The organism is Vibrio ostreicida, from assembly GCF_013074385.2.
In the GTDB taxonomy this organism is placed as follows: Bacteria; Pseudomonadota; Gammaproteobacteria; order Enterobacterales; family Vibrionaceae; genus Vibrio; species Vibrio ostreicida.
The window spans coordinates 397,864-412,938 of the sequence record NZ_JABEYA020000001.1 but is presented as its reverse complement, the minus strand read 5'-3'; the positions used below and the strand labels follow the sequence as shown (position 1 = coordinate 412,938).

12 protein-coding genes are annotated in these 15,075 nt (G+C 46.8%); 7 read left to right on the top strand and 5 right to left on the bottom strand.

All coding sequences use genetic code 11. The features are described from left to right. The first annotated feature begins 69 nt into the window (after positions 1-69). Positions 70-1,386, top strand: coding sequence for an anti-phage deoxyguanosine triphosphatase (locus tag HLM86_RS01870; RefSeq protein WP_170882100.1), 1,317 nt, complete (start codon positions 70-72; stop codon positions 1,384-1,386). A 54-nt stretch (positions 1,387-1,440) separates the two neighbouring features. Here HLM86_RS01870 and HLM86_RS01865 read toward each other — a convergent pair whose 3' ends face one another. Next, the gene (locus tag HLM86_RS01865; protein WP_170882101.1) at positions 1,441-2,457 is read right to left on the bottom strand and encodes an adenosine deaminase; all 1,017 of its coding nucleotides are present in this window, start codon (positions 2,455-2,457) and stop codon (positions 1,441-1,443) included. A 281-nt stretch (positions 2,458-2,738) separates the two neighbouring features. Beyond that, the gene (locus HLM86_RS01860) at positions 2,739-3,344 is read right to left on the bottom strand and encodes a tRNA-uridine aminocarboxypropyltransferase (RefSeq protein WP_076585185.1); all 606 of its coding nucleotides are present in this window, start codon (positions 3,342-3,344) and stop codon (positions 2,739-2,741) included. Positions 3,345-3,347: 3 nt separating this feature from the next. Here HLM86_RS01860 and rrtA point away from each other — a divergent pair, with 3 nt between their 5' ends. Next, a complete protein-coding gene (gene rrtA, locus HLM86_RS01855; protein ID WP_170882102.1) occupies positions 3,348-3,914 on the top strand; it encodes a rhombosortase in 567 nt (188 codons plus the stop codon). Positions 3,915-4,015: 101 nt separating this feature from the next. Next, positions 4,016-5,443, top strand: coding sequence for a DEAD/DEAH box helicase (locus HLM86_RS01850; protein ID WP_170882103.1), 1,428 nt, complete (start codon positions 4,016-4,018; stop codon positions 5,441-5,443). Positions 5,444-5,513: 70 nt separating this feature from the next. Here HLM86_RS01850 and sohB read toward each other — a convergent pair whose 3' ends face one another. Then, positions 5,514-6,575 carry a protease SohB gene (sohB, locus tag HLM86_RS01845; RefSeq protein ID WP_076585967.1) on the bottom strand — a complete coding sequence of 354 codons (1,062 nt, stop codon included), beginning with the start codon at positions 6,573-6,575 and terminating at the stop codon, positions 5,514-5,516. An 88-nt stretch (positions 6,576-6,663) separates the two neighbouring features. On the opposite strand from sohB, the gene HLM86_RS01840 reads away from it, so the two are divergent. The 4 genes from HLM86_RS01840 (at position 6,664) to HLM86_RS01825 (ending at position 12,700) form a co-directional block, all read left to right on the top strand. Beyond that, the gene (locus HLM86_RS01840; protein ID WP_170882104.1) at positions 6,664-7,404 is read left to right on the top strand and encodes a YciK family oxidoreductase; all 741 of its coding nucleotides are present in this window, start codon (positions 6,664-6,666) and stop codon (positions 7,402-7,404) included. Positions 7,405-7,534: 130 nt separating this feature from the next. Beyond that, positions 7,535-8,212, top strand: a complete 678-nt coding sequence (gene imuA, locus HLM86_RS01835) for a translesion DNA synthesis-associated protein ImuA (RefSeq protein ID WP_170882105.1) — start codon at positions 7,535-7,537, stop codon at positions 8,210-8,212. Positions 8,213-8,214: 2 nt separating this feature from the next. Beyond that, a complete protein-coding gene (locus HLM86_RS01830; RefSeq protein WP_170882106.1) occupies positions 8,215-9,615 on the top strand; it encodes a Y-family DNA polymerase in 1,401 nt (466 codons plus the stop codon). A gap of 13 nt (positions 9,616-9,628) precedes the next feature. Then, on the top strand, positions 9,629-12,700 hold the full coding sequence (locus HLM86_RS01825) for an error-prone DNA polymerase (protein WP_170882107.1): 3,072 nt from the start codon (positions 9,629-9,631) through the stop codon (positions 12,698-12,700). Positions 12,701-12,741: 41 nt separating this feature from the next. Here HLM86_RS01825 and HLM86_RS01820 read toward each other — a convergent pair whose 3' ends face one another. Together HLM86_RS01820 and mlc are read right to left on the bottom strand one after the other, a co-directional pair. Then, positions 12,742-13,692, bottom strand: coding sequence for a chemotaxis protein CheV (locus tag HLM86_RS01820; RefSeq protein ID WP_076585197.1), 951 nt, complete (start codon positions 13,690-13,692; stop codon positions 12,742-12,744). A 123-nt stretch (positions 13,693-13,815) separates the two neighbouring features. Continuing rightward, on the bottom strand, positions 13,816-15,033 hold the full coding sequence (gene mlc, locus HLM86_RS01815) for a sugar metabolism global transcriptional regulator Mlc (protein WP_170882108.1): 1,218 nt from the start codon (positions 15,031-15,033) through the stop codon (positions 13,816-13,818). Between the last annotated feature and the right edge of the window lie 42 nt (positions 15,034-15,075).

Sequence of the window (15,075 nt, the reverse complement as noted above, 5' to 3'; positions counted from 1 at the left end):
TCGGCCTGCGGTGTCACTTGCAGTTGCTGACATATGGGTGTAGGTTAAGAACAAACAGGGAGGCCGCCTATGACGTTTGAAATCAGCGATTTATGGCACCAACGCCACGATGATGAACATAAAATTCGTCGTGATGACCACCGCAGTCCATATCAACGAGACCGCGCGAGAATTTTACACTCTGCGGCATTTCGCCGCTTGCAGGCCAAAACTCAGGTCCATGGCCACAGTGTTGACGACTTTCACCGCACCCGCCTCACTCATTCATTAGAGGCCGCGCAGCTTGGAACTGGAATCGTTGCCCAGATTAAGAAAAAACAACCCCAGTATCGCGCTCTACTGCCCAGTGACAGTTTAATTGATGCCCTGTGCCTTGCCCACGATATTGGCCACCCTCCTTACGGACACGGTGGGGAAGTCGCGCTGAATTATATGATGCGTGAGCACGGAGGTTTTGAGGGCAACGCTCAAACATTTCGTATCGTCACCAAACTGGAGCCTTACACCGAGCACTTCGGAATGAACCTTACTCGGCGAACCTTGCTTGGTTTGCTCAAGTACCCTGCCCTACTCAGTGACACTCACGCAGATAAGCAACCTCAAAGTGTGACTCATCAACGTAAACTGAAAGCACAAGACTGGACCCCAGCAAAAGGTTTATATAATTGTGACCAAGTGCTTTTTGATTGGGTATTGGCGCCATTACACGAGTCAGATAAATCGAATTTTCTCCAAATACGAGACGAACCACGCTCCGCATATCAACACAAAAAAACGCAATTTAAGTCTATCGACTGTTCGATTATGGAACTGGCCGATGACATAGCTTATGGTGTCCATGATCTCGAAGATGCAATTGTCTTAGGCATGGTTTCTCGACACCAGTGGATAGAAGGCGCCGCGAGCCAGCTTTCTCAATGTCATGAACCTTGGTTTGGCGCTCATATCAATTCCATTACCGAGATGTTATTTTCTGGCACCCAGTTTCAACGCAAAGATGCGATTGGCGGCATAGTCAATGCGCTGCTAACCAGTATTTCTATTCGGCCCGTGACCACTCAGTTTGAGAGTCAATTGCTGGCTTTTAACGCCTACCTTGAACCCCAGATGGCTCAGGCTCTCGATATTTTAAAGCGTTTTGTCGGCGACTACGTCATCCAAGTGCCCCATGTTCAGGTTGTTGAATACAAAGGCCAACAGATTATCATGGATATTTTTGAAGCTCTCAGCGCCGACCCGGAAAGATTACTGCCCATTCCAATCCGTAATGAATGGCAACAAAGCCGAGATCCGAGTGAGGGGTACCGCGTGATTACCGATTATATTTCGTCGATGACAGATGGCCACGCTCAGAGGCTCCATCAGCAATTATTTGCTTCGCATTAACGTCAAACCCTCCCTGAATGACGACCCGTGTCGTTCAGGGAGGGCCAGAGGTCATTATCTATTTTGGCTAGCCAGATATGCGTTTAAAACATCAGTAAGTGCTTGTTTTTCATTGTAGTTAATAAAGCTTGCCTCAATCGCATTGCGGGTGAATTGTGCCAACTCATCATTTTCTAAGGCATGACTTTGTGCAACCGCTACAAAATTGTCCGTCATGTACCCACCAAAGTACGCAGGATCATCAGAATTGATCGTCACGCACACTCCCAAACGCAATAGTTCCACAATGTTGTGATCCGCCATTTGCTCAAAGACCTTCAATTTGGTGTTGGATAGTGGACACACCGTCAACGGGACTTTTGAGTCCGCCAGTGCTGCCACCAACGTCTTATCATCACTGCAACGAACCCCATGATCAATTCGGCTCACTTTAAGCAATTCTAAACTATCGTAAATATAACTGGCGGGGCCCTCTTCACCTGCATGAGCGACCGTTAAAAAGCCCTCCTCCCTCGCTTTAGAAAAAACACGAGTAAATTTCTCTGGGGGATGACCAAGCTCTGCCGAGTCTAAGCCGACTGCAACGATTTTGTCCTTGTGCGCCAGTGCCTGCTCTAACGTCACAAACGCACTTTCCTCGTCCAGATGGCGCAAAAAACACATAATGATACGGCTACTGATGCCAAGTTTTTCTTGTCCATGTTGCAAGGCACGGTTAATCCCTTCGATCACTGTCGAAAATTCAATGCCTCTGTCAGTATGAGTTTGCGGGTCAAAAAAGATTTCCGTGTGGATTACCTTATCCTGATGACAGCGCTGTAAATATGCCCAAGTCAGATCGTAGAAGTCCTGCTCATAAATAAGGACATTCGCACCTTGATAGTAGATATCAAGAAACGACTGTAAATCGTTAAATTCGTAGGCTGCTTTAACGGCTTCAGGCGTTTTAAACGGTAAAGGTACCCGATTTCGTTGAGCTAACTCGAACATCATTTCAGGCTCAAGAGAGCCTTCAATATGCAAATGCAGTTCGACTTTAGGCAATTGTTGAATAAAAGTAGTTTGATTCACGCTGCGTCTCCATTCCAATAAGATGGGTATCTAACGAGTGCTTTTCTCGATCGAATGCAAGCCGTTACGACAAGAGGGAGAGACATAATGCTCTTTACTGTTCTTCATCTGAAGTTTCAGCTAGACAATCCCGCCATGAGTCGACAGGTTATCGAAGGTTCATTGTACCGATCACTGACAGAGACAATGACGACACACTATTTATTGTGTTCTTACCTACGTCGATGGACAGCAAAGAACTTGGATTCAAGTTTAGTTGGTGAATGGCACCGCGTGACGCATTATTGATAATTTTTTGCAAATACCCCCGGTGGCATCTGCTTTATTTGAAAATCAACCATCTGATTAAACACCGTAATCAATGATGAGAAATCTTGCTCAGGTTGCAACAACGACAGAATATGGTAACCCGCCTCTACCGTTGACACGCTATTATCGTTCGGCGCTTTTCGAATACGGTAGTTACCGTCAATATTTTCAGGGAGGTGGATGAGTGGCAAGTTTCTTAAGTTATCAGACAGTTGCCAAATTTTATACGCTTTCTTCCAAGTCCCATCGAGTAAAATGATGCGAACTTTTTTCTGAGTGGCGACGTGCTTAGCTACCTGATCATAGCTGGTTGACGACTGACCTGGATACAGAACAAAGTGTTGGTAACGGTTGTCAGCCAACAAGTCATTAAACGCCGTATGCTCGGAAAAGCATTCGCCTTTGAACAGATGACTGTTCGGCAAAGACAAAGTGAGAATACGGGCGGTGCCCATCGGCCTGTTGGTTTCTGTCGGATGCTGTAAGATGACCAACTCAACATTCGATGTTAGTCTTTGTATCGACTCACAAATACAAGCCTTGAGTGATTTACCACATTCAAAACAATATCGGGACATAGCGTGCATTTACTTCTTGTGTTAATTGCCGTCAGCTTAGCCTGCATTGGAGCACAGTTCGAGCCTCTGGCAAACCTGACTTATTGGAATCGAACACTGATTTTTGACGATCAGTGGTGGCGGATCCTAACAGGAAACTTCACCCACACCAACTTTACTCACTTAGGCATGAACCTCGCTGGCCTGTGGGTGATAAGTTATCTATTTCGACCTAAATCGTTATCATTGATGTGGGTGCTACTCGGGGTGAGCTTAGGGGTCGGTGTACTCAATTTGATGAGCAATATGTCAACGTATGTCGGTTTATCTGGCGCTCTGCACGGTTTTTTCGCCTACTATGCGCTCAAAGAATGGCTCGAAGGGCGCAGCAGCAGTGGCTGGCTAGTGCTCGGAGTGATCGCAAAAGTCACATGGGAAATGACCATGGGTGCATCACAGAGCACCTCAGAACTGATTGGGGCCAGAGTGGCGGTAGAGTCGCATATGTTTGGTACGATAAGTGGTCTCGTGCTCGCTTTCACGGTACGTCAGCTACACTCTTTAGTGAATCAGAAAGGCTCTCAGCAATAATTTCTGTTGATGTTCCCAGCTAAAGGCCTCAGAATGGCGCCCTTTTGCTGGCAGATGTACCTTGCCAGAGCACCCCGCTCACCTTATATAGAGAACTATTTATGGGTTTTACCGCTTTAGGCCTTTCTGCCCCAATCCTCAAAGCCATCGAAGATCAGGGTTATGACAAACCATCTCCAATTCAAGAGCAAGCCATTCCCGCCGTATTAGCCGGCAAAGATGTGATGGCCGCTGCCCAGACAGGCACAGGTAAAACAGCTGGTTTCACGTTACCTATTCTTGAACTTCTTGATAATGGCACTCAAGTAAAAGGCAATCATGTGCGTGCTTTAGTGTTGACACCAACGCGTGAACTTGCCGCTCAGATTCAGGAAAATGTTTCTAAATACAGTCGCTACCAGCGTCTAACATCGAATGTGATTTTTGGTGGCGTCAAAATTAATCCACAAATGATGAAGCTGCGCAAAGGCACTGATGTTTTGGTCGCCACTCCAGGGCGCCTACTCGATCTCTACCAGCAAAATGCCATCAAATTTTCTCAGCTTGAAGTACTGGTTCTCGATGAAGCAGACCGTATGCTGGACATGGGTTTTATCCGTGACATACGTAAAATCCTCGCTTTTTTACCAGAAAAACGTCAAAACTTGCTGTTTTCGGCCACGTTCTCGACCGAAATTCGTGAACTAGCCAAAGGCTTAGTCAATGATCCCGTTGAAGTGTCGGTAACTCCGGCCAACTCGACGGCAACCACGATAGAACAATGTATTTACCCAGCAGACAAGCGTAAAAAAGCCCCGATGCTGGTTAAACTTATCAAAGATGGTGATTGGAAACAGGTTTTGGTTTTTTGCCGCACTAAACATGGCGCTAACAAGCTGTCGTACCACCTGAACGAACAAGGGATCACCGCTGCGCCTATCCACGGTAATAAGAGCCAAGGGGCACGTACTAAGGCGCTGGCAGACTTTAAATCCGGTGACGTACGCGTTTTGGTGGCGACGGATATTGCCGCCCGCGGTATCGATATTCCACAGTTGCCTCAGGTCGTCAATTTTGATTTGCCTCATATTTCCGAAGATTATGTCCACCGTATTGGCCGAACCGGACGTGCTGGCGAAGTGGGTAAAGCCATCTCATTAGTAGAGGCCGATGAAGCCAGTGAGCTATTTGGCATCGAAAGACTGATCAAACAGATCCTGCCCCGCCTTGAGCTAGACGGTTATGCCCCTGTCAATACACTCCCTGAGTCAAGATTGGATACCCGTCCTATCAAACCGAAGACACCAAAGAAACCCAAAGTTGGACATGCTGACGGCCAACGCTCTGGTGACAACGCGCGCGGGCACAAACCTGCGGGCAAAAATAAACGCCACTTTGGACAAAAAAAATCAAACGGTGACAGCACAGCGAAAGGCAATAGTGCAGCGTCGAGTGAAGGGAAAACTCAAACACCATCGGCCAATAACAGTCAGAAACACCGTCGGCCGACACATCGCAAACCCAATAACGCTCAACCAAAAGTCTCATAACATCGAAAAAGAAAGGGCCCCTCACTTCTGAGGGGCCCTTTTTACATCAAGTGACCCGTCCTAAATAAGGCTAGACGATTGGCCGTTGGCCTCTATCGATAAGCTTCATCAGAACATTATCTGCCGCTTGGCCCGCCAGACCCGCCAGCTTAGATGTCAGCTTTTTCTTCTCAACATAATGAACCGCCAACACGGTTTTTTCTTTGCAAGCCCCCACGATCAATTCATCCGATGTTTTAATATCATCGACCAAACCTAATTGCTGAGCTTGCGTACCAAACCAATGTTCACCCGTCGCGACTTGATCCAACGCCAACTCTGGCCGACGCTCTCGGATAAAGTCTTTGAACAAGCCGTGAGTTTCTTCCAACTCCTGCTTGAATTTATCGCGTGCCTTATCTGTATTTTCACCAAACATGGTCAGGGTGCGTTTGTATTCACCCGCGGTCAGTTGCTCATATTCAATATCATACTTCTTAAGTACTTTATTAAAGTTTGGCAACTGGGCAATCACACCGATAGAGCCGACAATCGCAAAAGGCGCCGAGACAATTTTGTCCGCAATGCACGCCATCATATAACCGCCACTGGCCGCCACTTTGTCGATCGAAATCGTCAATGGTAGATTGACCGCTTTAATCCTATCCAACTGAGAGGAAGCCAAACCATAACCATGAACCATGCCACCACCAGATTCTAAACGGAGCAAAACCTCATCGCCCTCACTGGCGACAGCCAGTACGGCCGTCACTTCTTCACGCAGTGAGGCCACCTCTTTTGCATCAATACTGCCTTTAAAATCGAGGACAAACACATGTGGTTCACGTTGACTATCCAATTCCCCCTCTTTCGAGGCTTTTTTCACCGCTTTATCACGCGCTTTATTTTGTTCTTTTTCTTTCTTTCTCTCTGCTTTATCACGTGCTTTAAGATAAGACTCATCATGTAGATGATACTCAAGTTGTTCAACAGTATGCTTGTGTTGCTCGGTCAGGTTGGTAATTTCAAGCTCACCCTTTGCCGCACCACTCTTACCTCCTACGGCCTTACCTATAACTAACACCGCAATCACTGCAACCACCACAGTCACAATCTTGGCCAAAAATAGCCCGTAGTCCAACAAAAATTCCAATGTGATATCCCCTAATGTACGAATTCGTGTATTGTAACCATCATCTTGCGGATTCATAAAGAAGAACATTACAATAAGGACGCATGTTGTGGATTATTCCGTCTCTACTGATGCTTTAAAAAACAAAACCATTCTCGTCACTGGTGCTGGTGACGGTATTGGGAAACAAGCCGCCATCACTTTTGCCCAACACGGTGCAACGGTCATTTTATTAGGCCGAACCGTCAAAAAACTCGAACACACTTACGATCAAATTGAAGCCGCTGGTTACCCTCAACCGGCGATCATTCCACTGGATATGAACGGCGCGACGAAACAAAATTATGTGGATATGGTCGATACGATCAGTAGCCAATTTGGCCGACTCGATGGAGTATTGCATAACGCCAGCCTATTAGGCGTATTGAGTCCATTCGATCAAATCGGTGAAGATACCTATGATGATGTTATGCAGGTGAATGTAAAAGCGCCCTTCTTGATGACTCAAGCGATTTTACCGCTATTACATCAAACCAATGATGCCCGTGTTATTTTTACCTCTTCCACCGTTGGCCATAGTGGTCGTGCATTTTGGGGCACCTACGCCATCTCTAAGTTTGCCACTGAAGGGATGATGCAAATTCTTGCCGACGAGTTGAGCGAGACGCCAATCAGAGTCAATGCTATTAATCCCGGTGGGACTCGTACAGGTATGCGTGCCAAAGCTTACCCAGCGGAAGAAAGCGAACGCTTAAAAACGCCTTTAGAAATCATGCCTCTCTACCTGTTTTTGATGGCACCAGAGGGCAAACATATCCATGGGCAATGCATTGATGCTCAACCCAAATAAGTAATAAAAACTTTTTATTTTATTCAGCGCCTTGTGTTTACACTAGGCGTTTTTTTGTTCACTTAATTTTCTCCCCCCTTGCTGATCATTCACAATCATTTATACTGTGTTTATATACAGGTAAATAATTATGTCCAAACTGATCGAACACCTCAAACAAAAACAATGGCTTTGGCATGGGAGTGAGATTCCGCAATCCCGCGATCATCACTCAACAGGATACGCCTTACTTGATCAAAATTTGCAAGGCGGCTTCCCACTCCACGGAGTCGTTGAGATCCAATCCCTTTGCGGCATCGGCGAGCTTCGCCTTTTGTTGCCTCATATGAAAAAGAGCAGCGGGGAGCGATTATCTGTTTTCATTCAGCCACCGGGATATCTTTGTGCGCAGCAGCTAGCCACCCAAGGCTTGGACTTAAACCAGGTTTTACTGCTCTATCCTAACACTGAGCATGAAGCCTTGTGGGCCGCAGAACAGTGTTTGAAGAGCGGTGCTTGCAGTAATGTGCTTTTATGGCATTCCGAGCTGGAGGTCCATCAGGCACGGCGTCTGCAAGTCGCCAGTGAAACGGGGCACTGCCTGTCCTTCTTATTACGCTCTGAAGCACAACGCTCCTTTTCTCTTCCTGTAAGTCTAAGTATGCGCTTACTTCCCCACCCATCAGGATTGGAAATCTGTATTACTAAACGTAAAGGCGGCTGGCCTCACACTCGCTTTATTCTTGATATGAGCACACGTTGGCCTTCATTAACACATTGCCATGGCCACTCTGTGATCTTACCTTTTCCTCTGAAGAAGCAGGGCTGATCATGCCACTTTGGTTGTATCTACATTTTCCTTCTCTACAGCTTGATGCATTATATTCTGATCAAGCCAACCACCCTTTAGTGGTCGTTGATGGTAAGCATTTTAAGATCGTACAAGCGAATCCGGCGGCACAAGCACAAGGCATCCAAATCGGCATAGGCTTGGGCAGTGCCAGTGCTCTGTGTCATCAATTACACGTGCACCCCTATGATGAGAGCATTGAACAGCGGACTCTGGTTGATATCGCTCAGTGGCTGTATAGCGTCACCTCTGATCTGGTGTTATGCCCACCACAAGGACTTCTCCTCAAAGTCACCGATATGCTCTCGCTTTATGGTGACTTAGACTCATATTGGCATCATATCTCCCAGCACCTTCAATGCCTGAATCTTGATTTTCGTTATGCGACAGGATTTTCCCCTTTGTCTGCCATTCTTCTGGCGAAGTCGGGCAGCGCATTGATCAGCCAAAACCACGACCAACTGTATGACGCCCTCATACGTCATCCGATTAATGCCACTGAGCTTACTCATAAACAGCGGGAAAAATTATCCCGTGTCGGCGTCCATTCTCTGCAAGATTTACTGGCGCTTCCCATGCAGGAAATTGCCAGACGTTTTGATATCGAACTGGTCAACTATGTCGGACGATTAATGGGACAATTCAAGCATCCCGTGGACTTTTATCACCCACCCCAATATTTTCAATGCTCTCTGGAACTCTTGTTCGATGTAGATAATGTCCAGCGATTAGAAAAGCCGTTGAAACAACTGCTGGTCAAACTGGAAGGTTTCCTCATGTTACGTAATCAGGTTGCTTACGAATTGGAAATGGCGCTTCAACAACGCGATCAAACCCGCACGTCCCTGTTTTTTACTTCGGCCTGTGGTGACTATCTTGCTGCGCGTTGGGCGCTTCTGTGTCAGTTAACGATGGAATCCATCAAGCTGGATGCGCCTGTCCAAGGATTGACACTCACAGTCAAGCGCGGCGGCGAGCTAGCATCCACCAGTCAGGATATGTTCACGGGATATAAAGGCCAGCAAACCAGTATTGAATTGATCAGCACATTACAGGCTAAACTAGGCAATGGTCATATTCATAAACTGGCTTTGACGCAAGATCCCAGACCTGAAAAATCAACGCGATTTTGCCCACCGGAGATCAATATTACTCACCCGTTTTCCCCAACCTACTTACGCCCTTCTATGATGTTACCTGCTCCTGAGCCTTTGGCCGAAAAAGTCAGCATAACCCATGGACCGGAGCGCTTTGTCACCGGTTGGTGGGATGGTGAAGAAATCACCCGTGACTACTTTATCGCGCAGAGTGACCACGGCCGTTGGTTATGGGTTTTTCGTAATCATGACATGCAATGGTTCTTGCATGGCTTATTTTGCTAATCGGGTGAGCTGTATGTCGTATGCTGAACTGTTCTGCCAAACCAATTTTTCATTCCTAACGGGCGCTTCCCACGCCGAAGAGTTGATCCTCCAAGCTGACTTTTTACGTTATCATTCACTGGCCATTACGGATGAGTGTTCAGTGGCCGGCGTTGTACGGGCTTATCGGACGATCCAAACGCACCAGTTAAGTATCAAACTTATCATCGGCAGTATGTTGTGGCTCAATACAGAGTGTCAGGTAGTGTTGCTTTGTCCGAGCCGCAAAGCCTATGCAGAGCTGTGCCGTATCATTACCAATGCGAGAAGACGATCGGAAAAAGGCCAGTATCAACTCTCTGAATGGGATTTAATGTCAGTACATCACTGCCTGATCGTTTGGCTGCCTTGCAACAAGCCCGATGATCAGCAATGGGGGCGTTGGCTCAAGCAACACCATCACACTCGGTTATGGGTCGGCATACAGCGTCACCTCAATGCCGATGAAAAAGCATCTATTGAGCATTGTGAGCAACTGGCTCAGAGGCTTGATCTGCCGATCACTGCCTGTGGCGGCGTATTAATGCACAGCGCGACTCGCCTTCCCTTGCAACATACTCTCAGCGCGATCAAACATGGCCGCAATATTGAAAGCCTATCGGGGCATTTACTGACCAACTCTGAGCGAACGTTACGCAGTAAAGAAAAACTGACCAAACTTTTTAAACCCGAGTGGCTCGCCGCCAGTGTGTCTCTTGCCAAGCAATGTGAGTTTGACCTTAGTGAACTGAAATACCAATACCCCAGTGAACTCGTTCCTCAAGGCGAAACCCCGATAAGTCATTTGCGCACACTGGTTGAACACGGTAAAACCTTTCGCTTTCCAGAAGGCACTCCCCAAGACATTGACGCTATCATAACCAAAGAGCTAACCCTGATAGAAAAACTCAACTACGCCTACTATTTTCTAACCATTCACGACATTGTCATGTTCGCCAAGCAGCAACATATTCTGTATCAAGGACGAGGCTCAGCTGCCAATTCCGTGGTGTGCTATTGTCTGGAAATAACCTCCGTAGACCCAAGACAAATCTCCGTGTTATTTGAACGTTTCATCAGTGAAGAACGAGATGAGCCACCCGATATTGATGTCGACTTTGAGCACCAACGCCGAGAAGAAGTGATTCAATACATTTATCGAAAATATGGTCGGGAGCGTGCCGCCCTCGCCGCCACTGTCATCACCTATCGTTTTAAGAGTGCCGTTCGAGACGTCGGTAAAGCACTGGGGATTGAGGAAAGCCAACTCAATTACTTTATAAACAATGTCAATCGCCGCGATCCCGCGCTGGGTTGGCAAGCACAGATTGTTGAGCTGGGCCTTGATCCTGCCTCTCTCAAAGGTGAACAGTTCATTAATTTGGTCAATGATATTATTGGCTTTCCACGTCATCTGTCTCAACATGTCGGTGGGTTTGTCATTGCCGCAGGGCCGCTGTATGAGCTCGTCGCGGTGGAAAATGCCGCTATGGCTGACAGGACAATCATTCAGTGGGATAAAGACGACCTCGAAAGCCTCAAGCTGCTTAAAGTCGATATTCTGGCATTAGGTATGCTCAGTGCCATTGCCAAATGTTTCGATCTGATTCAACGCTTTCATCAACACGATCTCACTATCGCTGATATCACGAAAAGGCAAGACGACCCCAAGGTGTATCGTATGCTTCAGCAAGCAGACACTATCGGGGTATTTCAAATTGAATCTAGAGCGCAAATGAGCATGCTACCAAGGCTCAAACCACAAACCTATTACGATTTGGTTATCCAGATTGCCATCGTACGTCCTGGACCAATCCAAGGAGAAATGGTCCACCCTTTTCTGAAACGTCGTCATGGCCTTGAAGCCGTCACCTACCCTTCAGAGGAAGTCAAAGCCGTCTTATCACGCACAGAAGGGGTGCCTATCTTTCAAGAGCAAGTCATCAAACTCGCAATGGTTGCAGCAGGGTTTAGTGGCGGTGAAGCTGATCAATTACGCCGAGCAATGGCAGCCTGGAAAAAGAATGGCCATCTGATGAAATTCAAAGACAGGTTGATCACAGGGATGCTAAGCCGGGGCTATGAACACGCCTTTGCCGAGCGCCTTTTTGCTCAGATATTGGGGTTTGGTGAATACGGTTTTCCCGAAAGTCACGCGGCGTCATTTGCCGTGCTTGCGTATTGCTCAGCTTGGTTGAAATATTATTACCCCGAAGCTTTTTATACTTCCATTCTCAATAGCTCACCCATGGGGTTTTATAGTGCATCACAACTGGTTCAAGATGCACAGCGGCACGGAGTTCTTGTCCTTCCGGTCTGCGTAAACCACTCGACGTATGATCACCAAGTGGTGCCATGTGGTAAGAGGCTGGCTATCCGATTAGGGTTGCGCCAAATCAAAGGGTTCAGCACAACAAGCGCACTTCAATTACTGAAAGCCCGTCCTCAGCAAGGCTTTCAACATCCCAACCAACTCAAACACCAAGGACTAAATCAACGAGATCTGGAACGTCTGGCATCGGCCAATGCGATGCAATGCTTTACCGAAAACCGCTTTCAAACCCGCTGGGCAATGATGGATTCTTTATCCGATTTACCCTTATTTCAGTCCCTTGCCAATCAACAAGACAACGCACTGCCGAAACCTTCACAGCTTAGTAGCTTACTTGAAGACTACGCATCGCTTGGGCTGTCATTAAACCAACACCCTGTCACGTTACTAGAACAGGCGGGTCTCATTCATGCTTTCACCCGAAAAAAAGATCTTGTCCATAAAGCTCACCAATCTATGGTGACCATCATTGGAGTGGTGACGGGGAAACAATCGCCAGGCACAGCCGCAGGCGTCACTTTTTTTACTTTGGAAGATGACAGTGGAAACATGAATGTCGTGGTATGGAAAGCAACTGCCCAGGCCCAGAAAAAAGCCTATTTAACGGCGAAGATCATGATGGTCAAAGGCATCCTAGAAAAAGAAGGGGACGTCATACATATTATTGCGGGCCGCTTAATTGATTTGACGGACAAACTCACGGGACTCAATAGCCAATCGAGAGACTTCCACTAAACCCTCAAAAAAGGGAGCCTACGAATGACTCCCTACTACGTTTAGTGCTTTGACAACACATCACGCAAACGGTCTTGCGCCACTTCTACCAGCAAGTCGGGCTGAAATTTAGAGATAAACCGATCACAGCCCACTTTTTTGACCATGGCTTCGTTAAAGCTACCACTTAACGACGTGTTCAAGGTGATATAAAGATCTTTCAGTTTGGGATCACTGCGAATTTCATGCGTTAATTTATAGCCGTCCATTTCAGGCATTTCCGCATCGGTAATCATCAGCAGTAGCTCGCGAGGCACATCTTTACCTTCTTCGCTCCAACCTTTGATCAGCCTAAGCGCTTCAAGACCATCACGGCATTCCAAAATATTGAGCCCGAGTTGAGAAAGAGTCCCTTTGACTTGCGAGCGCGCGGTTGAGGAATCATCAACAATCAGGACGTTTCTTCCAATCATTTGCGCGGCGAGATCTTCATCCAAAACCCCGTCAGAGATGGATACGTCATAGTCGATAATTTCAGCAAGCACTTTTTCGACATCAATGATTTCTACGATCTCTTGCCGATCATTACTTTTAATGTGAGTGATCGCCGTAAGATAATTCGCTCTACCCACGGTTTTAGGTGGTGGCTGGATCTCTGTCCAAGCCGTATTGACGATATTACGTACATTACCCACTAAAAAGCCCTGCACCGAACGGTTGTACTCGGTAATAATCAGATTATGCTCCTGATCCTCCTCACGAGGAGCCGGAAAACCGATCGCACTGCGCAAATCAATCACAGGGACCGAGACGCCACGCAAAGAAGCAACACCTGTGATGTTGTGATGGGAGCCCGGCATTTTCGTCATTGGGGGGACTTTAATCACTTCACGAACTTTAAAAACGTTGATCGCGAAAAGCTGACGGCTATTAAGACTAAACAGCAACAGTTCTAATCGGTTTTCACCAACAAGATTCGTTCGCTGGTCAACGCTATTTAAAACTCCGGACATAGGATCTCTCTACTACTTTGTAATATATCAAAAATAGCCTAAAGTCAGGCTAAACAAAATAAACCCATACAACTTGAAGGTTATATGGGTTTAGATAAAAGATAAAGCTTAATAGTAATCGGCTTAACCTTCTACCACCTTCATTAGTAGCAAACCATCATAGAGAGCCTGCTTTATCAGTGCGGCTCCGGGCATGGTGGCTTGTTTGTAAAAACGAGATTCGACCACTTCAAGATCCTGATGATAAACCGGCATGCTCTGCTGTTGAATACAGGTACGGATTGCCGGATAAAGAACGCTTTTGGCCTGATTAATCGCCCCACCGATGAGAATTTTTTCCGGATTAAACAGGTTAATGACAATCGCAATCGCCGCTCCCAAGTATCCTCCCAGTGTTTCAACCACATCCACCGCCAAAGGATCGCCATTTGCTGCGGCTTCGCAAATATCTTCAATTGAAACCTCGTTGATCTCAGCCAGTAGAGAAGGCTCTCCACGACTCAGTCGTTTGGCTACCTCTTCACGGATAGCTTGCGAGCTTGCAACGGTTTCAAGACAACCTCGATTGCCGCAATGACAACGTTTTCCTTGAGGATCGATCTGAATATGCCCGAGTTCACCAATGTTTCCGTGACGACCTTGAAGCAAGCGGCCATCGAGAATGATCCCCGCTCCTAAACCATGGTGAATCGAAATCAAGACCGAATTATCGTTGTCCTGAGAGTGGCCAAAGAGTTTTTCCGCTAAAGCCCAAGCTCGAGTATCATTAGCGATAAATACTGGTAAACCCGTCGCTCTGTAAATTTCAGGCCCAAGAGATAAATTTTCGACATTGTAGTGAGGCATCTGTAGGACCAGCCCCTTTTCGGAGTTGACTAGACCCGGTAAAGTCAGGGCGATGCTGGTCACACGATCCAGTTGCTGGGCATAGGTTTGAAAGAATTCGTCGATTTCATGCAGAAGGCGAGCAACCACGTCCTCTTGATCTATTTCATGCATGTCAATTTTTGTGTCAATGAGAACATCACCACCCAACTCATGTAGAGCAATGGTCAGATAACCACGCCCTAAACGCATTGAGAGAAACTGCCAACCTTGATTATTCACTTGCAATCCAATCGCAGGGCGACCTCGACTGGTCGCTTCCTGAACGGTCGTTTCATGAATAAGATGAGCGGCAATCAATTCACGTGTGATTTTGGTAATACTCGCCGGAGCAAGCCCACTCTCTTTTGACAGATCGATTCGAGAAATAGGACCTTTTTGATCAATGAGTTTGTAAACACGGCCAGCATTGACCTGTTTAATATGATCAATATGGCCTGGTTGAGCCATGTACATGGTCTACTCCGAATAACAACAACCGAGCAATTTTTTTACTTT